Origin of the sequence: Mycobacterium sp. 050272, from assembly GCF_039023525.1 — a bacterium.
In the GTDB taxonomy this organism is placed as follows: domain Bacteria; phylum Actinomycetota; class Actinomycetes; order Mycobacteriales; family Mycobacteriaceae; genus Mycobacterium.
In genome coordinates this window covers 243,744-269,918 of record NZ_JBCHKV010000003.1, presented here as the reverse complement: position 1 = coordinate 269,918, position 26,175 = coordinate 243,744, and the positions used below count along the sequence as shown (strand labels likewise).

General features: G+C 68.0%; 27 protein-coding genes. 8 read left to right on the top strand and 19 right to left on the bottom strand.

Annotated features, from left to right (window positions below):
• Nucleotides 1–104: 104 nt before the first annotated feature.
• From AAHS21_RS09020 to AAHS21_RS08965, 12 genes are all read right to left on the bottom strand, one after another.
• Nucleotides 105–920 (bottom strand): type III pantothenate kinase, encoded by an 816-nt coding sequence (locus AAHS21_RS09020; protein ID WP_342927333.1) that lies wholly within the window; start codon nt 918–920, stop codon nt 105–107.
• A gap of 2 nt (nt 921–922) precedes the next feature.
• Nucleotides 923–1,342 carry an aspartate 1-decarboxylase gene (panD, locus tag AAHS21_RS09015; protein ID WP_342927332.1) on the bottom strand — a complete coding sequence of 140 codons (420 nt, stop codon included), beginning with the start codon at nt 1,340–1,342 and terminating at the stop codon, nt 923–925.
• The gene (gene panC / locus AAHS21_RS09010) at nt 1,342–2,271 is read right to left on the bottom strand and encodes a pantoate--beta-alanine ligase (RefSeq protein ID WP_342927508.1); all 930 of its coding nucleotides are present in this window, start codon (nt 2,269–2,271) and stop codon (nt 1,342–1,344) included. Before panC ends, panD begins: the two co-directional genes overlap by 1 nt.
• A gap of 5 nt (nt 2,272–2,276) precedes the next feature.
• Complete coding sequence (locus AAHS21_RS09005; RefSeq protein WP_342927331.1) at nt 2,277–3,188, bottom strand: DUF2520 domain-containing protein; 912 nt, start codon at nt 3,186–3,188, stop codon at nt 2,277–2,279.
• A gap of 116 nt (nt 3,189–3,304) precedes the next feature.
• Nucleotides 3,305–4,702, bottom strand: a complete 1,398-nt coding sequence (locus tag AAHS21_RS09000; RefSeq protein WP_342927330.1) for a DUF6779 domain-containing protein — start codon at nt 4,700–4,702, stop codon at nt 3,305–3,307.
• Nucleotides 4,703–4,843: 141 nt separating this feature from the next.
• A complete protein-coding gene (locus AAHS21_RS08995) occupies nt 4,844–5,323 on the bottom strand; it encodes a DUF3180 domain-containing protein (protein WP_342927329.1) in 480 nt (159 codons plus the stop codon).
• On the bottom strand, nt 5,323–5,868 hold the full coding sequence (folK, locus tag AAHS21_RS08990; protein ID WP_342927328.1) for a 2-amino-4-hydroxy-6-hydroxymethyldihydropteridine diphosphokinase: 546 nt from the start codon (nt 5,866–5,868) through the stop codon (nt 5,323–5,325). Before folK ends, AAHS21_RS08995 begins: the two co-directional genes overlap by 1 nt.
• Nucleotides 5,868–6,266: a dihydroneopterin aldolase gene (gene folB, locus AAHS21_RS08985; protein ID WP_342927327.1), complete on the bottom strand. Its 399-nt coding sequence runs from the start codon at nt 6,264–6,266 to the stop codon at nt 5,868–5,870. The genes folK and folB overlap by 1 nt, the downstream gene beginning before the upstream one ends.
• Nucleotides 6,259–7,101: a dihydropteroate synthase gene (gene folP, locus AAHS21_RS08980; protein ID WP_342927326.1), complete on the bottom strand. Its 843-nt coding sequence runs from the start codon at nt 7,099–7,101 to the stop codon at nt 6,259–6,261. The genes folB and folP overlap by 8 nt, the downstream gene beginning before the upstream one ends.
• On the bottom strand, nt 7,098–7,706 hold the full coding sequence (gene folE / locus AAHS21_RS08975; RefSeq protein ID WP_342927325.1) for a GTP cyclohydrolase I FolE: 609 nt from the start codon (nt 7,704–7,706) through the stop codon (nt 7,098–7,100). The genes folP and folE overlap by 4 nt, the downstream gene beginning before the upstream one ends.
• Nucleotides 7,707–7,721: 15 nt before the next feature.
• Nucleotides 7,722–10,082: an ATP-dependent zinc metalloprotease FtsH gene (gene ftsH, locus AAHS21_RS08970; RefSeq protein WP_342927324.1), complete on the bottom strand. Its 2,361-nt coding sequence runs from the start codon at nt 10,080–10,082 to the stop codon at nt 7,722–7,724.
• 184 nt (nt 10,083–10,266) lie between these two features.
• Nucleotides 10,267–10,725, bottom strand: a complete 459-nt coding sequence (locus AAHS21_RS08965; RefSeq protein WP_342927507.1) for a VOC family protein — start codon at nt 10,723–10,725, stop codon at nt 10,267–10,269.
• 54 nt (nt 10,726–10,779) lie between these two features.
• Between AAHS21_RS08965 and AAHS21_RS08960 the strand changes: the two genes are divergently transcribed.
• Genes AAHS21_RS08960 through AAHS21_RS08945 form a run of 4 tightly spaced genes read left to right on the top strand, consistent with a single transcriptional unit; the run spans nt 10,780 to nt 15,595 of the window.
• Nucleotides 10,780–11,748, top strand: a complete 969-nt coding sequence (locus AAHS21_RS08960; protein ID WP_342927323.1) for an alpha/beta hydrolase — start codon at nt 10,780–10,782, stop codon at nt 11,746–11,748.
• A complete protein-coding gene (locus AAHS21_RS08955; RefSeq protein ID WP_342927322.1) occupies nt 11,745–12,932 on the top strand; it encodes an LLM class flavin-dependent oxidoreductase in 1,188 nt (395 codons plus the stop codon). The genes AAHS21_RS08960 and AAHS21_RS08955 overlap by 4 nt, the downstream gene beginning before the upstream one ends.
• Entirely contained in the window at nt 12,932–13,945 is a 1,014-nt protein-coding gene (locus AAHS21_RS08950) for a zinc-binding dehydrogenase (RefSeq protein WP_342927321.1), read from the top strand. The genes AAHS21_RS08955 and AAHS21_RS08950 overlap by 1 nt, the downstream gene beginning before the upstream one ends.
• 60 nt (nt 13,946–14,005) lie before the next feature.
• Nucleotides 14,006–15,595 (top strand): DUF222 domain-containing protein, encoded by a 1,590-nt coding sequence (locus tag AAHS21_RS08945; RefSeq protein ID WP_342927320.1) that lies wholly within the window; start codon nt 14,006–14,008, stop codon nt 15,593–15,595.
• Between the two features lie 13 nt (nt 15,596–15,608).
• Here the strand turns inward: AAHS21_RS08945 and AAHS21_RS08940 are convergent, their stop codons facing one another.
• On the bottom strand, nt 15,609–16,856 hold the full coding sequence (locus AAHS21_RS08940; protein ID WP_342927319.1) for a PPE family protein: 1,248 nt from the start codon (nt 16,854–16,856) through the stop codon (nt 15,609–15,611).
• Nucleotides 16,857–16,864: 8 nt separating this feature from the next.
• Nucleotides 16,865–17,164 carry a PE family protein gene (locus AAHS21_RS08935; protein ID WP_342927318.1) on the bottom strand — a complete coding sequence of 100 codons (300 nt, stop codon included), beginning with the start codon at nt 17,162–17,164 and terminating at the stop codon, nt 16,865–16,867.
• 363 nt (nt 17,165–17,527) lie between these two features.
• Here AAHS21_RS08935 and AAHS21_RS08930 point away from each other — a divergent pair, with 363 nt between their 5' ends.
• The gene (locus tag AAHS21_RS08930; RefSeq protein WP_342927317.1) at nt 17,528–18,268 is read left to right on the top strand and encodes an SIMPL domain-containing protein; all 741 of its coding nucleotides are present in this window, start codon (nt 17,528–17,530) and stop codon (nt 18,266–18,268) included.
• On the opposite strand, the gene hpt is transcribed toward AAHS21_RS08930, so the two are convergent.
• From hpt to dacB, 4 genes are read right to left on the bottom strand one after another with little or no spacing between them, the layout of a single operon-like run.
• The gene (hpt, locus tag AAHS21_RS08925) at nt 18,269–18,922 is read right to left on the bottom strand and encodes a hypoxanthine phosphoribosyltransferase (RefSeq protein WP_342927316.1); all 654 of its coding nucleotides are present in this window, start codon (nt 18,920–18,922) and stop codon (nt 18,269–18,271) included. It abuts the gene before it with no gap.
• A gap of 11 nt (nt 18,923–18,933) precedes the next feature.
• Nucleotides 18,934–19,893 (bottom strand): tRNA lysidine(34) synthetase TilS, encoded by a 960-nt coding sequence (gene tilS, locus AAHS21_RS08920; RefSeq protein ID WP_342927315.1) that lies wholly within the window; start codon nt 19,891–19,893, stop codon nt 18,934–18,936.
• Nucleotides 19,872–20,918 (bottom strand): zinc-dependent metalloprotease, encoded by a 1,047-nt coding sequence (locus AAHS21_RS08915; protein WP_342927314.1) that lies wholly within the window; start codon nt 20,916–20,918, stop codon nt 19,872–19,874. The genes tilS and AAHS21_RS08915 overlap by 22 nt, the downstream gene beginning before the upstream one ends.
• A complete protein-coding gene (gene dacB / locus AAHS21_RS08910; protein WP_342927313.1) occupies nt 20,915–22,300 on the bottom strand; it encodes a D-alanyl-D-alanine carboxypeptidase/D-alanyl-D-alanine-endopeptidase in 1,386 nt (461 codons plus the stop codon). The genes AAHS21_RS08915 and dacB overlap by 4 nt, the downstream gene beginning before the upstream one ends.
• A 126-nt stretch (nt 22,301–22,426) precedes the next feature.
• Here dacB and AAHS21_RS08905 point away from each other — a divergent pair, with 126 nt between their 5' ends.
• Together AAHS21_RS08905 and AAHS21_RS08900 are read left to right on the top strand one after the other, a co-directional pair.
• Nucleotides 22,427–22,915, top strand: coding sequence for an inorganic diphosphatase (locus AAHS21_RS08905; protein ID WP_342927312.1), 489 nt, complete (start codon nt 22,427–22,429; stop codon nt 22,913–22,915).
• A gap of 58 nt (nt 22,916–22,973) precedes the next feature.
• Nucleotides 22,974–23,666: a hypothetical protein gene (locus AAHS21_RS08900; protein ID WP_342927311.1), complete on the top strand. Its 693-nt coding sequence runs from the start codon at nt 22,974–22,976 to the stop codon at nt 23,664–23,666.
• Nucleotides 23,667–23,671: 5 nt separating this feature from the next.
• Here the strand turns inward: AAHS21_RS08900 and AAHS21_RS08895 are convergent, their stop codons facing one another.
• The gene (locus AAHS21_RS08895) at nt 23,672–24,742 is read right to left on the bottom strand and encodes a DUF475 domain-containing protein (protein ID WP_342927310.1); all 1,071 of its coding nucleotides are present in this window, start codon (nt 24,740–24,742) and stop codon (nt 23,672–23,674) included.
• A gap of 137 nt (nt 24,743–24,879) precedes the next feature.
• On the opposite strand from AAHS21_RS08895, the gene AAHS21_RS08890 reads away from it, so the two are divergent.
• Nucleotides 24,880–26,175 carry a hypothetical protein gene (locus AAHS21_RS08890; RefSeq protein WP_342927309.1) on the top strand — a complete coding sequence of 432 codons (1,296 nt, stop codon included), beginning with the start codon at nt 24,880–24,882 and terminating at the stop codon, nt 26,173–26,175.

Sequence of the window (26,175 nt, the reverse complement as noted above, 5' to 3'; positions counted from 1 at the left end):
GGCGGCCCCGCCGCAGGCGTCAAGAGTGCGTTGGTGGCTTCGGGTGTGCTGCCAGGGCGGGCTATCGCGGCGTGTCGCCGCCGTGGACGCACACCGAGCGATTGTCAGCGTGCGGTTTTCAGCCGGCCGCGCTGGGCGTCGCGGTTGCGCTCGAAGACCAGCCGCAGCCCCTGCAACGTCAGATGCTGGTCGTAATGGGCGACAGTCTGCAGCTCGGACAGCAGCAGCGGCGCGGTGTGGCCGGTCGCCACGATCACCACGTCGTCGCCGGAAAAGCCGTCGACGTCTTCGCGAATGCGACCCACCAGGCCGTCGACCAGTCCGGCGAAACCGAACACCGCGCCGGCCTGCATGCACTCGACCGTGTTCTTGCCGACCACCGATCGGGGCCGGGACAGCTCGACCCGGCGCAGCGCGGCCGAGCGGGCCGCGGCGGCATCCGAGGAAACCTGTATTCCGGGCGCGATGGCGCCGCCGAGGAACTCGCCCTTGGCCGACACCACGTCCACACAAATCGACGATCCGAAGTCGACGACGATGCAGGGTTTACCGAATTTCTGAAAGGCCGCCAGGCAGTTGACGATCCGGTCGGCGCCCACTTCTTTCGGATTGTCGACCAGCAGCGGGATCCCGGTTCGCACGCCGGGCTCGATCAGCACGTGCGGCACCGACGGCCAGTACTGGTCGAGCATGACCCGCACCTCGTGCAGCACCGACGGGACGGTGGACAGCGCCGCGGCCCCGGTCAACTGCTCGGAGTCGTCGCCGATCAGGCCGTCGATGGTCAGGGCCATTTCGTCCGCGGTGACCTCGGACTCGGTGCGGATCCGCCACTGCTGCACGACTTTTGCGTGCTCCTTGGCGCCGGACAGCAGCCCGACGACGGTGTGCGTGTTGCGGACGTCGATCGCCAGCAGCACGGCTATCGCGCGCCCATCCGGGGATTGAGAAGCTCGGCCGCGTCGTCGGGCACGAATGCCGGGTCGCTGCCCAGATCGATCTGCTTGTTGTCGGCGTCGACGAAGACGATGCGCGGCTGGTAGGCACGCGCCTCGGCATCTTCCATCGTGCCGTAGGCGATCAGGATCACCAGGTCGCCGGGGTGCACGAGATGTGCTGCCGCACCATTGATTCCGATGACGCCGGTGCCGCGCTCGCCGGTGATCGCGTAGGTGACGAGGCGGGCGCCGTTGTCGATGTCCACGATGGTCACCTGTTCACCCTCGAGCAGGTCGGCCGCGTCCATCAGGTCGGCGTCGATCGTCACCGAGCCGACGTAGTGCAGATCAGCCTGCGTGACAGTGGCGCGGTGGATCTTCGATTTCAGCATCGTGCGAAACATCAATTCCTCCAAGGTGATTCAACATGCCCGTCCGGCCCCGCAGGGGTGCCGGCGAGATTACCGATTTGGATTGCAACGTTGTCCAGCAGTCTTGTGGTGCCCAGCCGGGCGGCGACCAGCAGCCGGCCGGCACCACCGACGGGATCCGGCCCCAGCTCGGTCCCGCGCAGCACCAGGTAGTCGAGCGCGACTGCGGGCGCGGCGTCGAGCACCGCGCGGGCCGCGTCCAGTGCGGCCTGGACGCCATGCGTCGCCGCGTGCGCCCCGGCTGTCAGCGCCGCCGAAAGGACCACGGCCAGTTCGCGCTGCTCACTGTCGAGGTAGCGATTGCGCGACGACATCGCCAAGCCGTCGGGTTCCCGGACGATCGGCACACCGACGATCTGCACGTCGACGTTCAGGTCGGCAACCATTTGCCGGATCAGCACCAGTTGCTGGTAGTCCTTCTCGCCGAAGAAAGCGCGGTCCGGGCGCACGATCTGCAGCAGCTTGCACACCACTGTCAGCATTCCCGCGAAATGCGTTGGCCGCGAAGCACCTTCGAGTTCGCCGGCCAACGGACCGGGCGCCACGGTGGTGCGCATGCCGTCGGGATACATCGCCGCGGCGGTGGGGGCGAACACGATCTCGACGCCTTCACCGCGCAGCAGCTCCAGATCGGCGTCGAGCGTGCGCGGGTAGGCGTCGAGGTCTTCCCCGGCACCGAACTGCAACGGATTCACGAAGATCGAAACCACCACCACCGAACCGGGCACCCGCTTGGCGGCGCGCACCAGGGCTAGATGCCCGTCGTGCAGTGCGCCCATCGTCGGCACCAGCATCACCCGGCGGCCGGTGTGGCGCAGCGCGCGGCTGACGTCCGATACCTCGCGCGGCGCCGAGTAGACGTTGAGTTCGCCGGGGGTGAAGGCCGGTGGCCGGACCGTCATCGCGTTCACCGCGCCAGCACCTCGAGGACTGCCTCGGGAGCGTGGGCGCGCTGCGCGGTGCGCAGGGCGTTGACCCGGTAGGCCTGGGCCAGTTCCGGATCCACCTGCGTGAGCGCGCGCAGATGGTCGGCGACCGCGGCGGCGTCACCGCGGGCGACCGGACCGGTGAGCGCGGCCTGCCCGCGCTGCAGCGTGTTCTCCAACGCCGCCCGGGCCAGTGGACCAACGATGCGTTCGGCGAGGCCCCCGGGCTGCTCGTCGATGCTTTGTTGCCCGAGCAGCTCGCTACCCCGCAGCGCGGCCCGCAATGCGTCGAGCGCGTCGGCGAGCACCGCGACGATGTGATTGCCCGCGTGAGCCAGGGCGGCGTGGTAGAGGACGCGCGCCTCCTCGGGGACGCAGAACGGCTCGCCGCCCATCTCCAGCACCAGCGATTGCCCGATCGCCTGGCCGACCTCGTCGGCCGCGGTGATGCCGAAGCAGGTGTCGGGCAGCCGGCTGAGGTCCTCGTCGGAGCCGGTGAACGTCATCGCCGGGTGAATCGCCAGCGGTATGCAGCCGTGCTGCGTCAGCGGCGCCAGAATCCCGACCCCGTTGGCTCCCGACGTGTGCACGACGATGGTGCCGGGCCGCACCGCGGAGGTGGCGGCCAGCCCGGACACCAGGCCGGCGAGTTCGCTGTCGGGAACGGCCAACAGCAGCAGTTCGGCCGCCCCGGCCACGTCGGGTGGGGTGGCCACCGTGGTGTCGGGCAGTCGGTGTGCCGCCCGCTGGCGCGACGCGTGGGAGATCGCACTGCACGCCACCACGACGTGCTCAGCGCGCTCCAGCGCGACACCCAGGGCGGTGCCCACCCGGCCAGCGGAAATGATCCCCACCTTGAGCCTGGCCGGGCGTAAACCGTCGAACTGCTCCATCGCAGACGACCTCACAATGTTGATTCGTACGTTCCAGTCCCAGCTACTGGGTACCGGACGGTCATCAAAACTGTAGTCGATTCGGGACACGGCCCCAATGTGAGGAATGTCCCAGCTCAGCCTTCCCGACGCCGGCGCCGGCCACCGCCGGATGGCTGCACCTGTAGCCGTGCCAGCAGGTCGGCAACCGACTGACCGCCGGTTTGCGGCCCTTCGCCGCCGCCTTCCGGCGCCTCGTCCGCGCCCAGGTGGCGGGGGGCCGGCTCCAGGTGTGGCGCGGGAGCCAGTCGCGGCGGCGGTGGCGCGCCATCGTTAGCGCCCTGCCGGGGGTGCGGCGGCGGGGGCGGTGCGGTAGCGGCGGCCGGGGGCGGCGCTGCGGCGGGCTCGTTTGTCGAGATGAAGTTCCGCACGCTGTAGTCGCGGTACTCCGCGGAGTGGCGCGAGCGGGCCCTACGACCGGACTCGCCGGCCGGCGCCGGCGGTTCGTTCGAGGACGGCGGGCCGTCGGCCTGCTCGTCGGGGTCGGCATACCGGCGCCGGCGCCGGCCCGGCGCCGCAGCGTCGGGCGCATCGGAGCCGGCCCAGTTGGTGCCCGCAGCGCCCGGGGGCAGCCAGAGCCCGTCGGCGTTGACCGGCTGCCAATCCGGCACCAACCCGGGCGACGGTTCCGGCGGCGGTACCGGCTGCCACTGCTGGGGCTCGAAGCGCTGCTGCTCGGCCGCCGCCGCGGCGGGCATCGGCGGCGGCGCAAACGGGACCTCCTGCGGCGGCACATACCGCGGGGCCTCGGGATATTGGACCTGCTGCGGCGGCGGGTAGGACGCCTCTTGCTGGCCCTCGTAGGCGAACCGGGCCCGCTCCCGTGAGCGGGGCGGGAGCAGCGGTTCTTCGGGCACGTCGATGATCGCGGATTCGTCGGTGCGGGGTTCGGCCGAGCTGACCGAGTCGCCCTCCCGGACCGAGGTGACACGATCGCTGGTCACCCAATCGACACCCGGACCTTCACCATTGCGGTCCCAGTCGCTGTAGGCGCGGGCGGGCGGCGTATCGGTTTCCAGGGTTTCCAGCGCGGGCCGCTGCTCGAGATCGGTGTCGAACAGGATTTCCAGGCTGGTCCGCAGCGCGGCCACTTCGGCACGCAGCGCGGCCAGATCGTCGGCGGCCTGGGCACGTATCTCGGAGGCCAGCTCGCGCCGCAGCTGGGACTCGACGGTCAACTCGTACTCCCGGCGGGCCGAGATCTCTCGATCCAGCTGCAGGTCGTAGACCAGCTTCAGATCACGCACCCGTGACTGATCGGCGTCGCTTTGCCGGCGGTATAGCACCGACACGAAGGCACCGGCCACCGCGGCCCACAGCGCCAGGATCACAGCGAGCTTGAGAAGTTCCACGCGATTGGTGAAAACCAGTGCGGAACTGGCGCCTATCGCGAGGACCAGCAACGTCGTCAAGAGCACCCACCCCGGCCTGCGGCCGCCGCGCCGTACCCGGGCGCCGCGGGACAGAACGGTCATGGCCTGACTGTACCTGTGCGACGTCATTGAGCGTGTCGCGCTACTCCGGCGATTCTCACCTGGGTTAATTCGTTGATTTATCGCCGTTAACGGGCCCGTGGTTCTGGCCGGCCCCGGTCGCGGTCCGCAACCTCGCGCGCCCTAGCTTTCGGCCCCCTCGGCGTGGTCGGCCGGATCCGGTGGCGGGGACTTGCAGCAATGCTGCAGCCACAGCGCGGCGACCAACAGGGCCAGCGCGCTGACGGCCGCCACCACCGTTCCGGTGGTGTCCTCCGCAGCGACCCGCAACCACGATCGCCGTGGCAGGAAAAACACCAGGATCCCGATCCACCACCCCAGTACCAGGGCACCCACCCAGGCCGACGCCTTGGCGACCATCACGCTGCGGGCCACCGAAAGCGGGTGCAGCCAACCGGGTCCGTCACCGATTTCCCCGTCGTTGACCTTGGCCCGCACGTAGCGCGCCCACAGCCCCTCGGCGATGGCGACGACGAGCAGCGACAGACCAGTCCACACGGTGATCGGCGGAAACCACCGAAACAGCACCTTGATCAGCAGATATCCCAGAAAGGCAGCCCCGAGGACCGCGGCCGTCAGGTCACGTTTTCTGGTCGGGCCCATCAGCTCTTCGATTCCCGATCGGACGGCAACGAGTGCTGCAGCGTGTGCCCCGACAACCGGACCGCCTCCTGATCGGCGGGGTCGAGTTCGGCCAGCAGCTCGGCGACGGGACGGATTCCGCCGGCGACGGTGAGCACGGCGTCCGGGTCGACGGCCAGCCAGGGGACCAGCACGAAGGCCCGTAGATGGGCCAGCGGATGCGGCAGCGTCAGGTTATTTTCGCGGCTGAGCACTTCGCCGTCGGCCGTGTGACAGGCGATCAGGTCCACGTCCAGGGTGCGTGGGCCCCAGCGCTCACCGCGAATCCGGCCCGCGGCCTGTTCGAACTCCTGCGCCCGGCGCAGCCAGCCCTGCCCGTCGAGGGCCGGGTCATCGGCGATGAGCACCGCGTTGAGGAACGGGCCCTGCTCCAGCCGGCCCCACGGGGCGGTCTCGTACACCGGGGAGACAGCCAGCAGCGCGTCGCCGAGGCCGTCAACAACCGACTGCAGCCGCGCCAGCCGATCCCCGAGGTTGGAGCCGATGGACAATACGACGCGCGCCATCACACGCCGCCCGCTGGAACCACCGAACCGCGCCCGCCGCGCCGCGACCGCCGAATCACCACCGCCACGTCGGCGAACTGCAGCTCGATCGGGGCATGCGGCTTGTGCACGGTGACCTCGACGGCGTGCACGCGTTCGTCGTCCATCACGAAATCGGCGATCTCGGCGCCCACCGTTTCGATCAGGTTGCGCGCCGGGCCCCCGACGATCGCGGCGGCCCGCTCGGCCAGGGCGGCGTAGTCGTACGTGTCGGCCAAGTCGTCGCTGGCAGCGGCGTCGGCCAGGTCGATCCATGCCACGATGTCGACGACGAACTCCTGCCCACTTACCCGCTCGAATTCGTAGACTCCGTGCCGGCCACGAACGGTCAAGCCGCGCAACTCGATTCGGTCAGCCATCGCTCTGGGTCCGCTCCGTCCGAGTCCACGCGTCCACGACCCTGAGGGCGTCGACCGAGGCTCGTACGTCATGCACTCGCACACCCCAGGCCCCGTAGAGGGCGGCCAACGCGGAAATCACCGCGGTCGCCGTTTCGCGCCCGTCGGGCGGTCGCGGCGCCCCATCCGATCCGGCCAACAGCGTACCGAGGAAGCGTTTGCGCGAGGCACCCAGGAGTACCGGCACCCCGGTGCCGACCAACTCGGGCAAAGCCCGCAGCAAGGCCCAATTGTGTTGTCCCGTCTTGGCGAATCCGAGTCCCGGGTCGATGACCAGCTTGCCCGGGTCGACGCCGGCGGCCACCGCGTCCTCGACGCTGGCCAGCAATTCCGAACGCACCTCGGCCACCACGTCGCGATACTGCGGGGCCTCGTGCGGACGGCCCGACGAGACCGATCGCCAGTGCATCAACACCCATCGCACCCCGGCTTCGGCCACCAGCGGGGCCATCGCGGGATCGGCGCGTCCACCGGAGACGTCGTTGACGATCCGCGCGCCGTTCTGCAACGCCGCGCGCGCAACATCGGCGTGCATAGTGTCGATACTGACGGTAATACCTTGTGCCGCAAGCTCTTTGACGACTGGTACGACGCGAGAGCTCTCGATGCGGGGATCGATCCGGGTGGCACCGGGCCGGGTCGACTCCCCGCCGACGTCGACGATCTCCGCGCCTTCGGCGGCCAACGCCAGGCCGTGCGCGACGGCGTTGTCAACGCAGAGGTAGCGCCCGCCGTCGGAGAAGGAGTCGTCAGTGACGTTCACCACCCCGACGACCTGCACAGGCGGCGAACTCACTTACGCAGGATGAGGTCGAGCGCTTCGGCCCGTGAGGCGGCATCGGTTTTGAATTGCCCGCGCACCGCCGAAGTGGTGGTGATGGCGCCGGGCTTGCGCACACCCCGCATTGCCATACACAGATGCTCGGCCTCCACCACGACGATCACCCCGCGCGGGTCGAGCCGGTTCACCAGGGCGTCGGCGATCTGGCTGGTGAGCCGCTCTTGCACTTGCGGCCGCTTGGCGTAAAGGTCAACCAGTCGCGCGATTTTGGACAACCCGGTCACCCTGCCGTCCTGGCCCGGGATGTAGCCGACGTGGGCCACCCCGTGGAACGAGACCAGGTGATGCTCGCACGTGGAGTACAGCGGGATTTCCTTCACGATCACCAACTCGTCGTGCTCTTCGTCGAACATGGTGTTGAGCACATCGGAGGGGTCGGTATACAGACCGGAGAAGATCTCCCGGTATGCGCGAGCCACGCGTGCCGGAGTTTCCCGCAACCCATCTCGATCGGGATCTTCGCCGATCGCGTACAACAGCTCGCGGACCGCCGCCTCCGCGCGTGCCTGGTCGAACGCCCGGACGCGATCCAACGCGGCGCGGGTATCCGGCAGCACCATCGAAATCTCCGTTCGTCAGCCTCGGGCCGGCGGATTAGGCCGGCTCACGTCCTCATCCGGTTGGTCAGGCGATCTTGCCGGATCCGGGCTGGGCTGCGCCGGCGGGGGGTAGGGGGGATAGGGCGGGTAGGACGGCTGGCCCTGGCCACGACTCTGCTGGCCCGGATAACTCGGCGCCGGCTGGGGCCAATACGGCTGCGGCGGAGGCGGATACCAGTGGCCTTGGGGTTGCTGCTGCTGCGGTGGCGGCGGCCATCCGGGCGCATACCAGCCGGCCGGTGCGCCGTAGTCCGGCTGGGTGGGACGGCGCTCGCGGTCGGCGGTGCCTTGACCGCCGTGAGAACCGTTGGGGCCATGGGCTTTTCGGTCCGCTTCGGCACGTGCGGCCTCGGCGGCCTGACTGGCCGCGGCGATCGCCGCTTTGAAGGCCGGCTCGGGAACGGGTTGCGGCCACGGCTCCCCGCGCTCGATCGCCAGCTCACCGGGCGTCTTGATGGGCGGCTTGTCCGACGGGATGCGGCCGCCGAAATCGTCGAACATCGTGAGTCGGGGCCGCTTTTCGACGCCGGAGAAGATCTGTTCCAGCTCGGGCCGGTGCAGGGTTTCCTTCTCCAGCAGCTCGCCCGCCAGCGTGTCGAGGACGTCGCGGTATTCGGTGAGGATTTCCCAGGCCTCGGTGTGCGCGGCCTCGATGAGCTTGCGGATCTCGTCGTCGATGTCGCGCGCGACCTCGTGTGAATAATCCGCTTGGTTGCCCATGGTCCGGCCCAGGAACGGGTCACCGTGCTCGGAACCGTACTTGACGGCGCCGAGTTTGGAGCTCATACCGAATTCGGTGACCATCGCGCGCGCGGTTTTGGTCGCCTGCTCGATGTCGGACACCGCGCCCGTGGTGGGCTCGCGGAAGACCAATTCCTCGGCAGCGCGCCCACCCATCGCGAACACCAGCTGCGCGACCATCTCCGAGCGGGTGCGCAGGCCCTTGTCCTCCTCGGGCACCGCGACGGCGTGCCCGCCGGTGCGCCCCCGCGCCAGAATCGTCACCTTGTAGACCGGGTCGATGTCGGGCATCGCCCAGGCGGCCAGGGTGTGCCCACCTTCGTGGTAGGCGGTGATCTTCTTCTCGTGCTCGCTGATGATCCGGCCCTTGCGGCGAGGTCCCCCGATGACGCGGTCGACGGCCTCCTCGAGGGCGGGCCCGGTGATGACGGTGCCGTTTTCCCGCGCGGTCAGCAGCGCGGCCTCGTTGATGACGTTGGCCAGGTCGGCGCCGGTCATGCCGACGGTCCGCTTGGCCAGCCCGTCGAGGTCGGCGTCCGGAGCGATCGGCTTGCCCTTCGAGTGCACGGCAAGTACCGCGCGCCGGCCCGCCAGGTCGGGGTTGGACACCGGGATCTGCCGGTCGAAGCGGCCCGGGCGCAACAGCGCCGGGTCGAGGATGTCGGGCCGGTTGGTCGCCGCGATCAGGATCACCCCGGCGCGATCGCCGAAGCCGTCCATCTCGACCAGCAACTGGTTCAGCGTCTGCTCACGCTCGTCGTGGCCACCGCCGAGCCCGGCGCCGCGCTGGCGGCCCACCGCGTCGATCTCGTCGACGAAGATGATGCACGGGCTGTTCTGCTTGGCCTGTTCGAACAGGTCGCGCACCCGGGAGGCGCCGACGCCGACGAACATCTCGACGAAATCGGAACCCGAGATCGTGAAGAACGGCACGCCGGCCTCACCGGCCACGGCGCGGGCCAGCAACGTCTTACCGGTTCCGGGCGGCCCGTAGAGCAGCACGCCCTTGGGGATCTTAGCGCCCAGCGCCTGATACCGCGACGGGTTCTGCAGGAAGTCCTTGATCTCGTAGAGCTCCTCGACCGCCTCGTCGACGCCGGCGACGTCGGCGAACGTGGTCTTGGGCATGTCCTTGGAGAGCTGTTTGGCTCGCGACTTGCCGAAGCCGAAGCCCATCCGGGCGCCGCCCTGCATGCGCGAGAACATCACGAACAGCCCGACCAGCAGCAGCAGCGGCAGCACGTAAACCAGCAGCTCACCCAGGATGCTGCCTTCGTTGACGACGGTGCTGACCTTGGCGTTCTTCGCGTTCAGCGCGTTGAGCAGGTCGACTGCGTAGCCGTTGGGGTACTTGGTGATGACCTTGTCGGAGTTGTCGGTGTCGTTGTTGCCCTTCTTCAGGGTCAACCGCAGTTGCTGCTCACGGTCGTCGATCTGCCCGCTCTTGACGTTGTCGCCACTGATCTGGGACATCGCCACCGAGGTGTCGACGGGCTTGTATCCGCGGGTGTCATCGCTGAAATAGAAGAACGACCAGCCGAGCAGCACTACTACAGCGATCGCCGTGACTATGCGAATCACGTTTTTCCGGTTCATCAATCATCGGCCGTTTCGGCCAGGTCCTTCCCCGATACACGCAGCTGGAAAAGTTCAGGCTACCGCTATACCAACGCGCGGCGGTTCCCGATAGCAACCAGAGCACCGCAAATTGAGTTCGGCGACGCCTCGCATTGGGAGAAGCCCCCCTGGCCTGACACCGCTCGTGCGCCCGGTGCGGCGACTAGTCGTAGTAGCGGGCCTCGATCACGTTGCCGTCCGGATCGGAGAAGTAGTAAACGTGCGGTGCCCATCCCCGGGCTCCGTAGCTGCGGTCGAGGCGGGCGCTGGTGTCCACTCCGGCGGCCCGCAGCCGCCGATCCAGTGCCTCGTATTCCGGCAGCGACATCGCCAGGCAGACGTGGTTGACCGGATGGCCGGCGCTGCCGGCGACCTTGGTCAGGACGTCGGTGGCGTCGATGCCGGCCATTGGCATCAGGTCGATGATCGAGTCCTCGCACACCCGCACGCTCGGAAACGGCGCTTCGCCGGCGGTGAACTCGTCAAACCGCACCGGCGTCAGCCCGATCACGTTCGTATAGAAGTCCATCGATGCCTGAACATTCTTCGTCCACAACACAATGTGGTCCAGCCGTCTCACGCCTATCAGGCAACCAGAACCGGCCGCGAAATGGACGGCCATTTTCATCCCCGCTGGATACTTCTCAGGCCAGAGGGGTTGTGATTTGGTGTGTTGGTGCCCACATCAACCGAACGGTTAGTAGAGACCAACGGGGTGCGGCTGCGAGTCGTCGAAGCCGGCGACCGCGGTGCGCCGGTAGTGGTCTTGGCTCACGGCTTCCCTGAATTGGCCTACTCCTGGCGACATCAGATTCCGGTGCTCGCCGAAGCCGGCTATCACGTGCTGGCACCCGACCAGCGCGGGTACGGCGGCTCTTCTCGCCCCGATGCGATCGAGGCCTACAACATCCGCGAGCTGACGACCGACATCGTCGGCCTGCTCGACGATGTCGGTGCCGAGCGGGCCGTCTGGATCGGCCACGACTGGGGCGCCCCCGTGGTGTGGCATGCGCCGCTGCTGCACCCCGACCGGGTCGCGGCCGTCGCCGCGCTGAGCGTACCGGCCACGCCGCGGTCGCAGATGGCGCCGACGCAGGCCTGGCGCAAGACATTCGGCGAGAACTTCTTCTACATCCTGTATTTCCAAGAGCCCGGCGTCGCCGACGAAGAACTCAATAGCGATCCCGCCCGCGCGATTCGTCGGTTGATGGGCGGTCTGCGGACAGACGGTGACAAGGCCGCGGGGATGCGGATGGTGGCACCGGGCCCGGAGGGCTTCATCGATCGCCTACCCGAGCCCGATGTGCTGCCCGATTGGATCAGCCAGGACGAACTCGATCACTACATCGCCGAGTTTTCCCGCACGGGATTCACCGGCGGCCTGAACTGGTATCGCAATTTCGACCGCAACTGGGAGCTCACGGCCGACCTCGCCGACGCGAAGATCTCGGTGCCGTGCCTGTTCATCGGCGGCACAGCCGATCCCGTGCTCGCGTTCACCCGTGCCGATCGCGCGGCCGAGCTCGTCTCCGGCCCCTACCAACAGCTGATGATCGAGGGCGCCGGCCACTGGCTGCAGCAGGAGCGGCCCGACGAGGTCAACACCGCATTGCTGGAATTTCTCAACGGATTGGAGCTGCGGTGAACGCACCGCTTCGTTTCGGCGTCTTCATCACGCCGTTTCACCCGATCGGCCAATCACCCACGGTCGCACTGGAATACGACTTGGAACGTGTCGTTGCCCTGGACCGCCTGGGATTCGACGAGGCCTGGTTCGGCGAACACCACTCGGGTGGCTACGAGTTGATTGCCTGCCCAGAGGTGTTCATCGCGGCCGCCGCGGAGCGGACCAAGCACATCCGGCTGGGCACCGGTGTGGTCTCGCTGCCCTACCACCATCCGCTGATGGTGGCCGACCGCTGGGTGCTGCTGGATCACCTGACCCGCGGCCGGGTGATGTTCGGCACCGGCCCCGGGGCGCTGCCGTCTGATGCCCACATGATGGGCATCGATCCGGTCGATCAGCGGCACATGATGCAGGAGTCGCTCGAGGCGATCCTGGCGCTGTTCCGGGCCGGGCCCACCGAGCGCATTGACCGTCACACCGACTGGTTCACATTGCGCGACGCCCAGCTGCACATCCGCCCGTACACCTGGCCTTATCCCGAAATATCCACGGCGGCAATGATTTCGCCGTCCGGTCCGCGCCTGGCCGGCGCGCTCGGCACATCACTGTTGTCGCTGTCGATGTCGGTGCCCGGCGGTTTCGCCGCGCTGGAGACCACCTGGGACGTAGTGCGCGAGCAGGCCGCCAAAGTCGGTCGGGACGAACCGAATCGGACCGATTGGCGGGTGCTGTCCATCATGCACATCGCCGATACCCGCGAACAGGCGATCAACGACTGCACTTATGGGCTGCAGGATTTCGCGAACTACTTTGGCGCCGCGGGATTCGTCCCGCTGGCCAACACCGTGGAGGGTACGCAGACTCCTTACGAGTTCGTCGAAGACTATGCGGCCAAAGGGAATTGCTGTATCGGCACGCCCGATGACGCGATCGCACATATCGAGGACCTGCTGGATCGATCGGGCGGCTTCGGGACGCTGCTGATGCTCGGTCATGACTGGGCCTCGCCCGAGGCGACCTACCACTGCTATGACTTGATGGCCCGCAAGGTGATTCCGCACTTCAAGGGGCAGCTGGCGGCAGCGCGGGCCTCGCACGACTGGGCCAAAGACCATCGCGACCAATTGATCGGCCGTGCCGGTGAGGCCGTCGTGAAAGCCATCACCGAGCACGTCGGCGAGCACGAAGGCGCGGCGAACTGATGCGCGCCTCGGTGCTGCGCGACGGCCGGATGGTCTATCGAGACGACGTCGCCGACCCGATACCCGAAGCCGGTCAGGTGCTGGTGGCGGTCAAGGCCTGCGGAATCTGCGGCTCAGACTTGCATTTCGCCAAGCACGGCGAGCGGGTCATGGAAATGACCGAGCGCGTCGCAGGCGGTGCCGGCGGCATGAACGTCGACCTCAAGCACGACGTCTTCATGGGCCACGAATTCAGCGCCGAGGTGCTCGAGGCCGGACCCGACACCGACACGCATCCACCCGGCACCCTCGTCACGTCGATTCCGGTGTTGTTGTCCGCCAAAGGTGTAGAACCCATCGTCTACAGCAACCACACCATCGGCGCTTACGCCGAACGGATGCTGCTCTCCGCTCCGCTGTTGCTGCCCGTGCCCAACGGCCTGGACCTCAAACATGCCGCCCTGACCGAGCCGATGGCGGTGGGGCTACACGCCGTCAACAAGTCGAATATCGAGCCGGGTGAGACCGCGCTGGTGCTGGGCTGCGGCCCGATCGGCATCGCGATCATCGCGTCCCTGCGGGCGCGCGGCGTGGAAAACATTGTGGCATCTGATTTTTCGGTGAAGCGACGAGAGCTTGCCACCGCAATGGGTGCACATCAGACCCTGGACGCCGCGCAGGGTTCGCCGTTCGACACGGTCAAAGCCGCGGTGGTGTTCGAGGCGATCGGTGTGCCCGGGATCATCGACGACGTCGTGTTGCGGTCGCGCCCGGGCACCCGGCTGGTCGTGGCCGGAGTGTGCATGGAGGCCGACACCTTCCATCCTTTCTTCGCAATCGCCAAAGAAATCAACGTGCAGTTCTGTTTGGCCTATGGCCCCGACGAGTTCGCCGAGTCGCTGCGCTCGCTGGCCGAGGGCGAGATCGATGTGAGCCCATTGATCACCGGCGAGGTGGGCCTGGACGGGGTCGGCGCCGCCTTCGACGACCTCGCCGACCCCGAGCGGCACTGCAAGATTCTCGTCACGCCTTAGGCGCCCGGGTGACGCGCCGACCCGGCTGACTCGTCGGACGCCGCGGCTATAATCGAACCTATGTTCGATACGATGATCGATCCGGTCGCTTTGATCGAAGTCGTCGAATCCACACACCGACAGGAGTCGATGTTGGTGGCCCGCCGGCTGGCCGCCGTCGCGGCCTTGCTGCGGCATCGGGTGGCCGCCACCGAACAAAGCGAGCCGCGCCCGGGTTACGCCGTGATCGACGGGTTCGAGCACACCGCGGCCGAGGTGGCGGCCGCCATGAATCTGTCGCCCATGGCGGCCAGTTACTTGGTGTCGGATGCCGACGCCCTGCACACCAGACTGCCCCAGATCGCAGCTCTTCTGGCCGAAGGGCAAACCGATTGGCGCACTGTGCAATTGATCATCAGACGCACCGATCTGGTCACCGACGCTGAGCTGGCCGCCCGACTTGACCAGTCGCTGGCCACCCGTATCCGCAACTGGCACAGCTGGTCGAGGCAGCGCATCGTCAACGCGGTCGACGCCGCGGTGCGCGGCATCGACCCGGATGCCGCCCGTGAGCGACGCGAGAGCGCCGAAGGCGAGCGACACATCGGCATCAATGCCCTCGACAATGGGATGGCCGAGGTCTACGGCACGGTCGCAGCCGCAGCTGCGGCCACCTTTGATCGCCGACTCTCCGAACTTGCCAAGCAAGTGTGCCCGGGGGACCCTCGGACATTCGATCAACGCCGTGCTGATGCGCTCGCCGCGCTGGCCCAGGGCCACCGGCTCCGGTGCGCTTGCGGGCAATCGGGTTGCCCCGTCAGTGCACCCGCAGAAGCCTCCGCATGCGATCAAGGCAGCGCACGGGTGGTGATCAACGTTGTGGCCAGCGAGCAAACCGTCCTGGCCAAGGGCACGCAGCCCGGCTACCTGGAGGGGTACGGAGTCATCGACGCGGAGCAGGTTCGTGAGTTGGCGACGTTCGCCTCACTGCTCGTCGCCGATCCGGTGACCAGCGCGCAAGAAGTGCTGCGTTATCAACCATCGGCAGCGCTCGAACGGGCGATCCGCTGCCGGGATCTGACCTGCCGCTTTCCCGGATGTGGTCGACCCGCTAGTGTTTGCGACATCGACCACACCATCCCGTTCAATCACGAGAATCCCGCGGCTGGCGGACTGACCACACCGGCTAACCTGAAATGCCTTTGCCGCCAACATCATCGACTCAAGACTTTCGGTGCATGGCGCGACACTCAACTGGCCGACGGGACTGTCATCTGGACATCGCCTACCGGTCGCACATATAAAACCAGCCCGGCCGGCGATGACCTTTTTCCACAACCGCGCCAGGCCGCGTGTGCCGCACCGGCGCCCCGCGGGCGGAGCGCGTCCAAGAGGCGAAAGTCACGAATCACCCAGGCGCGCAGCCACAATCGAAAGCAACGTCAAGAAAACGATGCACGGCGAGAACTCGCGCAAGCCAGAAAGCAGGAGATCGCAGCTCGACAGTTCCGAAATCATGCGCGCAACATGCTGTTTGCCTTCAAGGGCGCGGCGAGCACCAGCCCCTTCTGCACATGGATCAATGATCCGCGTGAGCCAGAGGAATTACCCGCGAACTGGACTCCAGACATCCCGGCCCCGCCGCCTCTGCCCGACGACCCACCCTTCTAGCAACCCCATCGCATCACCCTCCCGCCGGAGGGTGAGCGATGACCATGGGCTTGAAACCGTATCGGGGAGGCGCAAAGTGGGCTGCTGCGGCCCGCCCGGCCCCGGTCCCCATCAGCGGCATCCCCCCGACTGCATTGGTCCCGGGTTGCACGGCCGACGCGGCAGCACCAGCGCCATTCAGCGTCACGACGGCGGGGTTTGCCACCGGCGTGGCTCCCGCCCAAGAGGCTGGAACCGACATGCCCCCCACCGATGCCGCCCGACCCACCGATCCCGCGGCATTACCCAAGGCGCCCGAAAGCGCTTGCGGCACAGTCTCAACAGCCCTCGCCGCGCCTTCGGCCGCGTGGGCGGCCCCCTCGCTGGCAGCCTTGGCGGCCTGGGGTGCAAAGCCCTGAGCGAGACCCTGGATGTCCTTGAACGAGGTGGTGAAGAGCCGCGTCGGCGAGATCAACCGGATGAACGCGTCGAACGGCGAGCTGGCATCCAGAACCTGCGATCCGGTCAGGCCCTCGAAAAGATCACCCAGCGGACCGCTTAACTGAAGGCCATCCCCTTCGGAGTTCATGCCGATCCCTCCGAAATTGAATCCCGGAACCGCCTGGGCATTACTCGGCGACCCGGCCAGCGACGACAAGGTTTGGGGCACCACGTTGAGCCCCTGCGTACTACTGCCGGCGCTGTTGCCCGCCGCTTGGGCCACCGCCGCGGACTGGCCGGCTTGGCCGACGGGGTTGTTCGCGGGCGTTGCCGGGCGGGGCGGCGGCAGGGTCGACGCCGCGGCTGACGCACCCGCATAGCCGTACATCGCGGCCGCGTCCTGCGCCCACATCTCGCCGTACTGCGTCTCGGTGGCCGCAATCGCCGCGGTGTTCTGGCCCAGAAAGTTCGTCGCCAGCAACTCCATCAGCAACGTACGGTTCGCCTCGACCACCGGCGGCGGCACCGTTTCGGCGAAGGCCGCCTCGAAGGCCCCGGCGGCCGCCACGGCCTGGCTGCCGGCCAGTTCGGCCTGTCCGGCCGTGTTCTGCAGCCACTCCACTTGCGGCACAGCCGCGGTCAGCATCGACGCGGCGGACGGCCCCTCCCAAGGTCCATCGGTGAGGCTGGTGATCAGCGACCCGTAGCCGGCCGCCGCGGCATACAGCTCGGCGGCCAACCCCTCCCAGGCCGCCGCCGCCGCCAGCAGGGGGCCCGAACCGGGCCCCGCATACATCAGCGTGGAGTTGATCTCCGGCGGTAGCTGCGCGAAATCCAACATCGCCTCGCCTAACCGATCGCGGTGGCGTTGGCGATTTCGGTGGCGGCATACGAACCGGCACTGACGCGCAGCGTCGCCGCCAACTGCTCCCGGACCACCGCAGCTTGCACGCTGACGGCCTGGAAGGCCTGCGCATGCGAAACAAACTGGGCCGCAGTCAATATCGACACCACATCGGCGGCCGCCGGGACCACGCCCGTCGTCGTTGTCGCCGCCGCCGAACTTCCTTCTCGCACCGCCGCATTGACGCCGTGCAGCTCACCGGCAACCGCATTCAGCACGTCCGGCTGTGCCCTCAGATAAAACACATCTCCCCCTCAAAACCTGTTGATTAGCAGTAACATTCAGCAGCCGGAGGCCGGCCCCTGAATCGGACGCCTGGAAACGCTAGACGCGGCACCTCCGCCAATGACAGCCCTGGACCGGCTAATTCATTACCGAGTCGAAGATTGTTCACAGGGCCAGTCTCATACGCTGCAACTCTTTGTTTTGCACATGAAAGAGTTTGCAAAACAATATGATTGGAGAGCTGTATGAATTTTTCCATGCCCGCCCGGGCCGGGGTTATCCTTGCGCGAAAACGATTCGAGGCCCGCAATCGCCAGCCGGCCGAAATATCGCGAGCCGGATAATCACCCGCGGCAAGCCGACAAGCAGCTAGGGTGCCAGGCATGGCGACCGAACACCGCGCTGAAAGTTTCGTCCGCTACGCGATTGCCGTGGCCACCGCCGCGTTGGCCGTTGTCACGGTGTCGGCGTGTGATTCCCATAATGCGACACCCGCACCGGGAGCGAACCCTCGTCAGGTCACGGTGGTGGGATCCGGGCAAGTGCAGGGCGTCCCGGACACGCTGACCGCCGACGTCGGCATCGAATTCAGTGCACCCGACGTCACCACGGCGATGAACCAGACCAACGACCGCCAGCAAGCCGTCATCAACGCGCTCGTCGGTGCCGGCCTCGACCGTAAGGACATCAGCACCACCCAGGTGACGCTGCAGCCGCAATACGGCAGTCCCGAATCCACGATCACCGGCTACCGCGCCACCAACGCCATCCAGGTCAAGATCCACCCCACCGATGCCGCGTCACGAATGCTGGCGCTGGTCGTCAGCACCGGCGGTGACGCCACCCGGATCAGTTCGGTCAGTTACTCGATCGCCGACGACTCACAGCTGGTCAAGGACGCCCGGGCGCGGGCCTTCAACGACGCCAAGAACCGGGCCGACCAGTACGCCCAGTTGTCCGGGCTGCGGCTGGGCAAGGTGCTGTCCATCTCGGAGTCGACGGGGGGTTCGCCGGTGGCCGGATCACCACCGGCGCCGCCCAAAGCCATGGCCACCGCGGTGCCGCTGGAGCCGGGTCAGCAGACGGTGAGCTTCTCGGTGACCGCGGCGTGGGAGCTGGATTAGCTACTGCTCGTAGACCCTGGGGTCCAGGGTGCCGATATACGACAGGTCGCGGTAGCGCTCGTCGTAGTCCAGGCCGTAGCCGACGACGAAGTCGTTGGGAATGTCGAAGCCCACGTAGGCGATCTCGGCGTTGGCCCGGACCGCGTCGGGCTTGCGCAGCAGCGTGCATACCCGCAGCGAGCGGGGGTGGCGGGTCTTGAGGTTGCGCAGCAACCAGGACAGGGTCAGGCCGGAGTCGACGACGTCCTCGACGATCAGCACGTCGCGATCGTTGATATCGCGGTCCAGGTCCTTGAGGATGCGCACCACGCCCGACGACGACGTCGAGGACCCGTAGGAGCTGACGGCCATGAACTCGAATTGCGTAGGCACCGGGATCGCGCGAGCCAGGTCGGTGACAAAGATCACGGCGCCCTTGAGGACCGTGATCAACAGCAGGTCCTCCCCGGTCTCGGCGACGGACTGGCGATAGTCGGTGCCGATCTGCCCGCCGAGTTCGCCGATGCGGGCCTGGATCTGCTCGGTCGTGAGCAGCACAGACTTGATATCCCCCGGGTACAGGTCCACGGGCTGCTCGGGCGTTATCGCCGAGGAGGTCTGGGCCACGCCCACAGCGTGCCATGCCAGCGGCCGAACAACCAACGGCGACGACAATTTGCGGTCATTTACACAGGCTCACGCCGCAACGTGAGCACGCCGTTGCGGCGTCCAGCGATCAACCGCTCGCCGCGCAGATCCGAGCCGACCGCCACCCCACCCTGCCCACGCCACGCGGTAACCAGCGCGTCCACCCCGCGGATCTGCTTGTCGGTCAGCCCGGACGCCCCGCCGGCCAGCAACCAGCCCCGGATCACCCGGCGCCGTACCGGGTCGGCCAGCGTGGCCAGCGCCTCGGCCCGCAGGCCGGGATCCGCCTGCACGCCGGGCAGCGCCTGGGCCGCCAGCGTGTCGATGAATTCGGTGTCCTCCCGCAGCGCGGTCGCGGTACGGGCCAGCGCCTCGGCCACCCCGCCGCCCAGCACGTCCTCGAGCAGCGGCATCACCTCATGCCGCAGCCGGGACCGAGTGAAGCGGCGGTCGCGGTTGTGCGGGTCCTGCCACGCGGTCAGGCCCAGCTCGACGCATGCGGCATGCGTGGTGGCACGCCGGACGCCCAGCAGCGGCCGGCACCACGGCGGGTCATACGGTCGCATCCCGGCGATCGAGCGCGCTCCGGAGCCGCGGCCCAGCCCGAGCAACACCGTCTCGGCCTGATCGTCGAGGGTGTGCGCCAGCAGCACCGGCCCCAGCTGGTAAGCGCTCAGCGCGGCGTAGCGGGCCGCGCGGGCCGCGGCCTCGGGACCTCCGTCATTGCCTACCCGTACCCGGATGACTTGTGCCTCAACACATCCCAACGCGATCGCCTGCTCGCGCGCGGTTGCGGCGACGGCGGCCGACTCGGGCTGCAGACCGTGATCGACGATCAGTGCCGTGGTGGGCCGCAGCTGGGCCGCGACCGCGGTGAGGGCCAGCGAATCCGGCCCGCCCGATAGCGCCACACCCCATTGGTCATCGGTGGCCAGATAGGTTTTCGCGAACGCCTCGACAGCCGCGCGCAGCTGCCCTACAGGACCCTGTCGATCCATCGCTGAGGGTTTTCGATCTCGGCGGGCAGCGGCAACGTTTCGGGTCCGGACCACACGGTGTTGAACCGCTCCATCCCGACCCGGTCCACCACGTGGTCGACGAACGCCTTGCCGCGGGTGTACTGGCTGAGCTTGGCGTCCAAGCCCAGCAGGGCGCGCATCAGGCGCTGCAGCGGCGGCGGCTTGCGATGACGGCGATCGTCGAATCGGCCGCGGATGGTCGCCACCGACGGCACCGCCTTGGGGCCGACCGCGTCCATCACATGGTCGGCGTGGCCCTCCAGCAAGGTGCCCAGCACCAGCAGCTGATCCAGCGCCTGGCGCTGGGGCTCGGACTGGACGGCGCGCACCAGGCCGACGATCCCCGACGCGGAAGCGTCGGGCCCGCCCAGACCGCGGTTGCGCACGTAGTCGGCCAGGCGGCCCGCCACCTGGCCGAAGTCGTCACCGGCGTCGCGGGTCAACAACGCCAGCGCGTCCGACATGTAATGGGGCAGCCAGCGGTTGGCGGTGAACTGCACCCGGTGCGTCACTTCGTGCAGGCACACCCACAGCCGGAAATCGGCCGGATCGACCCGCAGCTGGCGCTCGACGGCGATCACGTTGGGATACACCAGCAGCAGGCAGCCCTCTTTGTCGGCAAAGAACGGGTCGTACTGGCCGAGAATCCCGGACGCCACAAACGCCAGCACGGCACCGGTCTGCGCGCCGGTGAGCCGGCCGGTGAGGAGCCCACGCGGCTTGTCGGTTCCGTTCGTCATCACCCGCATCGAGTCCGCCGCGGCGCGGACCCACTCGCCGCGGTCGACGATGCGGGCCGCCGGCACCGCGCCGTCGGTCGCCAGGCCGGTCACGTCGCGCACCAGTGGTTCGGCTTTCGTCGCCGAACTCGCCAGCTCGTCGATCGCCTGACGACGGGTGTACTCGCTGGCGGGCGGACCGGGCCGGGCCAGCCGGGCGCCGACCGTCGCCGCGAACCGCCAGTCCACGGCGGTACCGAGAGTCAGGTCGGGTTGGGCGGTCATGTGCACCCGCAGGTCCACAGCCGGGTGGCCAGGGCGTCCATCGCATTGCGTCCGTTGGGGCCGGCGGCGTTGGAGATGAACGCGAATGTCAGCACGCGCCCGGTGCGGTCTGTGACGACTCCGACCAGCGAGTTGATCGCTGTCAGCGAGCCGGTCTTGGCGCGCAACCAGCCGGCCGGTCCCTGATTCGTGGCCTGGTCGAGAAAGCGATCGGCCAGGGTCCCGCTGCCGCCGGCGATCGGCAGCAGATCCAGCAGCGCGCGCAGCGACGGCTGGTCCGGCCCCGCCGCGGCCTGCACCGTGCCGTCGAGGGTCTTGGCGGTCAGCCGGTCGTCGACCGACAACCCGCTCGAGTCCACCAGCATGGCGCCGGTGGTGTCGACGTGCGCGGTGCTCAATCGGTTGGTCACCGCGTCGACCGCGCCGGCGAAGCTGCGCGGCCGGTTGATCGCCGCGGCCACCTCACGGGCGATGCATTCGGCCAGCACGTTGTCGGAGTGATCCATCATCTCGCCGAGCCGCTGGACCAGCGGCGCCGATTGCACCACCGCCAGCTGCCGCGCCCCGGAGGGGGCCGACGCGATCGTCACCGCGGCGGGATCCAGGCCCAGGGCCTTGGCCAGTTCACGCCCGGCGTCCAGCGCCGGGGTCTTGGATCGCCGGGAGTTGACGGTGCTGGGCTGGATGCGTCCGGCGTCGATCATCACCGACTCGATCGGCGCGATGTCGCCGTTGTCGATATCGGCGGGATCCCAGCCCTGCGCCATCGTCGGGCCGGTGAACGCCGAGGTGTCCACCTGCACGGTCGTCGGCGTCATGCCGCTGCGATGAATCTGCTCCACCAGGTCGCTGAGGCGTGGCGCACCGCGGTACCAGGTCGGCACGTCGGGCGGTGCCGCCGACAGCGTCGGATCCCCGGCACCCACCAGCACGATCGGCCCCTGGGCGTTCTGACTGCCGGCCACCACCCGGGTGCTGATGCGGGCCTGACGATCCAGCGTCAGCAACGCCGCGGCCGCCGTCAGGACCTTGTTGGTCGACGCCGGCACCAGGGGCACGTCGTCGGCGACCTGCCACAGCTCCTTGCCGGTGAGGGCATCGGTGATCCGGCCGCCGAGCCGGCCGAGGTTGGGATCGGCGGCCACCGGGGCCAGCACGGCGGCCAGCGCACCGGCCGAGGGCGTCTCGGCGGTGTCGGCGACCGGGACCATTCCCGGCTTCACGATCGGTGCCCGCGGCGGCGGTACCGCAACATGTGCGCCGCTGCTGCCGTGTCCACCCGAGGTGAAGAAGGTTGCCGCGGCCACCACGGCGGCGACGAACGCCAGCACGGCCAATCCGATGAACACCTGGGTGGATTTCCGCCAGCGAGTACGACCCATCACTCTCCTGACTGTTTGGTCCTATTCTGCCGAATCTGGGAAAACTCGCTCGACTAGGGTGATCCGCGACGAACCGATCTACTCGGGTCCACCCAGATTTACTTCTCTTCAAAGGAGCGTCCGACAGTGCAATTCGACGTGGTCATCGAGATCCCGAAAGGCCAGCGGAACAAGTACGAAGTCGATCACGAGACGGGGCGGGTGAAGCTGGACCGCTACCTCTACACGTCGATGGCCTACCCGACCGACTACGGCTTCATCGAGAACACCCTCGGCGAGGACGGCGACCCGCTGGACGTCCTGCTGTTGCTTCCCGAGTCGGTGTTCCCCGGCGTGCTGGTCGAGGCGCGGCCGGTGGGGATGTTCAAGATGGTCGACGAGGCCGGCGGTGACGACAAGGTGCTGTGTGTTCCGGCCGGCGACCACCGCTGGGATCACATCCAGGACATCGGCGATGTGCCGTCCTACGAGCTGGACGTCATCAAGCACTTCTTCTCGCAGTACAAGGCCCTGGAGCCGGGCAAGTACGTCAAGGCGGCGGACTGGGTCGGTCGCGCCGAAGCCGAGGCAGAGGTCGAGCGCTCCATCGCCCGGTTCAAAGAAGGCGGGCACTAACGCTGCCGGCGTAATCGCGCCCACCCCGCGCGCCGATTCTCGGTGGCATCCTGGCGAGGTGACTCCGGTGCTGCATTTCGCCGCGAACTTCTGGTGGCTGATCTTCCCGTTCGCGGGTGCGATCGGGACTGGCGTACGGGCGGTGGTGGCCGCCAACGAGCGCCGGGCGGAGCGAAGGCAGGAACGGTACCGGCTCAAGCAGCAGGCCAAGATCGCCGTCGCCCAGGCTTCCGGCCGGGTGCGCGGCGACGAGGAGAACTTTCGCCGGGACCTCACGAAACTGCTTGCCGCACATGACCGTACGGATGCACGGTGGCTGGAGTACGAGGTCGACGTCGCCAAGCTGCTGGATTTCCCGCTGATGACGAACATGCGCGATCCGCTGACCATCGCGTTCCACAAGGCCAAGCGGCATGCTGACCTGCTGCGGCCGGAGCGGCCGGAGGACTTCGCCGGCGACCGGTCGGCGTACCTGGACTACCGCGATGGGGTCCACGAGTACATCAGCGCATTCGAGATCGCCGAAACCGAGGCGATTCGACGCCGCCGCAGCGATTTCTCCGAAGACGAACAACAGCGACTGGCCCGCGCGGCGAACCTGCTGCACCTGGCGCAGGACGAGGGTGCCACGCGTGAGGAGCGCCAGATCGCCTACGCGCGAGCCGGCAAGGAACTCGACGGGCTGATCGTGCTGCCGGCGCCCGCGCGGGCCAGCATCGAACGCCGCATCGCCGGACAGATCGAGGCGTAACCGACCTAGGCGGCGTCGCGCCTGTTGCGCAGCACGCTCCATCCGAACGCCGCCCCGATGAAGACCACGCCGACCGAGGCGGTGGCGACCTCGGGGATTTCGTAGCGCGGCTCGATCGACACCAGCATGATCACCGACAGTGCGCCGATCGCCCAGTGCGCGCCGTGTTCCAGGTACACGTAGCGGTCCAGCGTCTGCTGCTGGACCAGGTAGACCGTGATCGACCGGACGAACATCGAGCCGATCAACCCCAGACCCAGGGCGATGACGATGGGGTTCGATGTGATGGCAAAGGCGCCGGTGACGCCGTCGAACGAAAAGGCGGCGTCGAGCACCTCGAGGTACACGAACAGCGCCAGGCCGGCCTTGCCCACCGCCGCCGGCGCGGTGGCCTCGGCGCCCTCGACGTCGGGCGGCCGGAACGCCGTGCTCAAACCGTTGACGATCAGATACGTCACCAGCCCCAGCAGCCCGGCCGTCAGCACCGTCGCGCACTCGTGGGCAGAGTGTGTCAGCTGCGTGCCGACCAACACCAGCGCAGCGGCGGTGGCGATCACCGAGACCTGGCCAAGCCGACCAATCCGGGCGAAGGGGACTTCAATCCACTTGAGCCACTTGATATCTCGGTCGTAAACGACGAAATCCAGGAACAGCATCAGCAGAAATATTCCACCGAAAGCCGCGATCTGCGGGTGAGCCGACAGCACCAGCTTCTCGTAGCCGGGCGAGCCGTCCGGGAATTCCAGTGCGCCGTGCGGCGGCGGGTTGAGCGCCAGGTGCAGCGCGCGAACCGGGTCGAGGCCCGCGGTCGCCCACACGATGAGCAACGGGAACACCAGCCGCATACCGAACACGGCGATCAAGATCCCGATCGTCAGGAACATCTGCCGCCAGAACGGGCTCATTCGCTTGAGCACCGCGGCGTTGATGATCGCGTTGTCGAAGGACAGCGAGACCTCGAGGACGCCCAGGGCTACCAGAAGAAACAACGCATTGAGGCCGCCGTGGGCATATCCGAGCGCCAGGGCCGCCAACGTGACTAACAGCGAAATCCCGAAGATGCGAGCGGCGGCCATGGGTCCTTCCTAGACAGCCGCTCACATTAGGGCGAAGGTGGTCGCCACCGCCAGCCATGGCAACGGCGCACTTACTATTTTCAAATTGTGGCGAAACTGGCGGTAGCTGGGGGCGGCCGGCCGAAAGCGCCGCCCCGATGACCGAAGTCGGGGGCGCGGCGTCCCCACTGGGCGCCGCCGGACCCGGGGGCGCATCCGCGGGACCGGTGACGCGCAGCAGCATGGCCCGGGTCGGCGCCGCGACGGCCCTGACCGCGGTGTGCGGCTACGCGGTGATCTATCTGGCGGCTCGTGACCTGGCGCCCAGCGGCTTCTCGGTCTTCGGCGTCTTCTGGGGGGCGTTCGGCCTGGTCACCGGCGCCGCCTTCGGGCTGCTGCAAGAAACCACCCGCGAAGTCCGCGCCACCCGCTACGTCGAGGCATTGCCGGGGCCCGAATTCCGCAACCACCCGCTGCGCGTCGCCGCGATGGTCGGCGTCGCGGCGGCCGTCCTGATCGCGGGCAGCTCGCCGCTGTGGGGCGGCCGGGTGTTCGTCGAAGAGCGCGGGTTGTCGGTGGCACTGTTGTCCGTCGGCCTGGCCGGGTTCTGCCTGCACGCCACCCTGCTCGGCATGCTGGCCGGCATCGATCAGTGGACCCAGTACGGGGCACTGATGGTGACCGACGCGGTCATGCGGGTGGCGATCGCGGTGGCCACGGTGGTGCTGGGGTGGGGGTTGACCGGCTTTCTGTGGGCCACGGTGGCCGGCGCGGTGGCCTGGCTGGTCATCCTGGTGGCCTCACCCACGGCCCGCGCGGCGGCCCGGCTCCTGACACCCGGCAACACCGCGACGTTCCTGCGGGGCACCGCGCACTCGATCACCGCCGCCGGCGCCAGCGCGATCCTGGTGATGGGATTCCCGGTGCTGCTCAAGCTGACCTCGAATCACCTTGGGGCACAAGGCGGTGTGATCATCCTGGCTGTCACGTTGACCCGCGCGCCGCTGCTGGTGCCGTTGACGGCCATGCAGGGCAACCTGATCGCGCACTTCGTGGACGCGCGCAGCGACCGCTTGCGGGCGCTGCTCGCACCGGCGGCGATCATCGGCGGGATCGGCGTCATCGGGGTGCTAGCGGCCGGCCTGGTGGGTCCGTGGTTGCTGCGCGCCGCGTTCGGTGCCTCCTACGACGCCGGCAGCGCGTTGTTGGCGTGGCTGACGGGTGCGGCGTTGTCGATCGCGGTGCTGACGCTGACCGGCGCCGCGGCCGTGGCCGCCGCGCTGCACCGGGCCTACGCGCTGGGGTGGGTCGGAGCCACCGCGGCGTCGGGCCTTTTGTTGCTGTTGCCGCTGCCGCTGGAGACCCGGACCGTGGTCGCGCTGTTGTGCGGCCCGCTGGTGGGAATCGGCGTCCACCTGGTGGCCCTGGCGCGCGCCGGGCGCCTAACCGGCTGA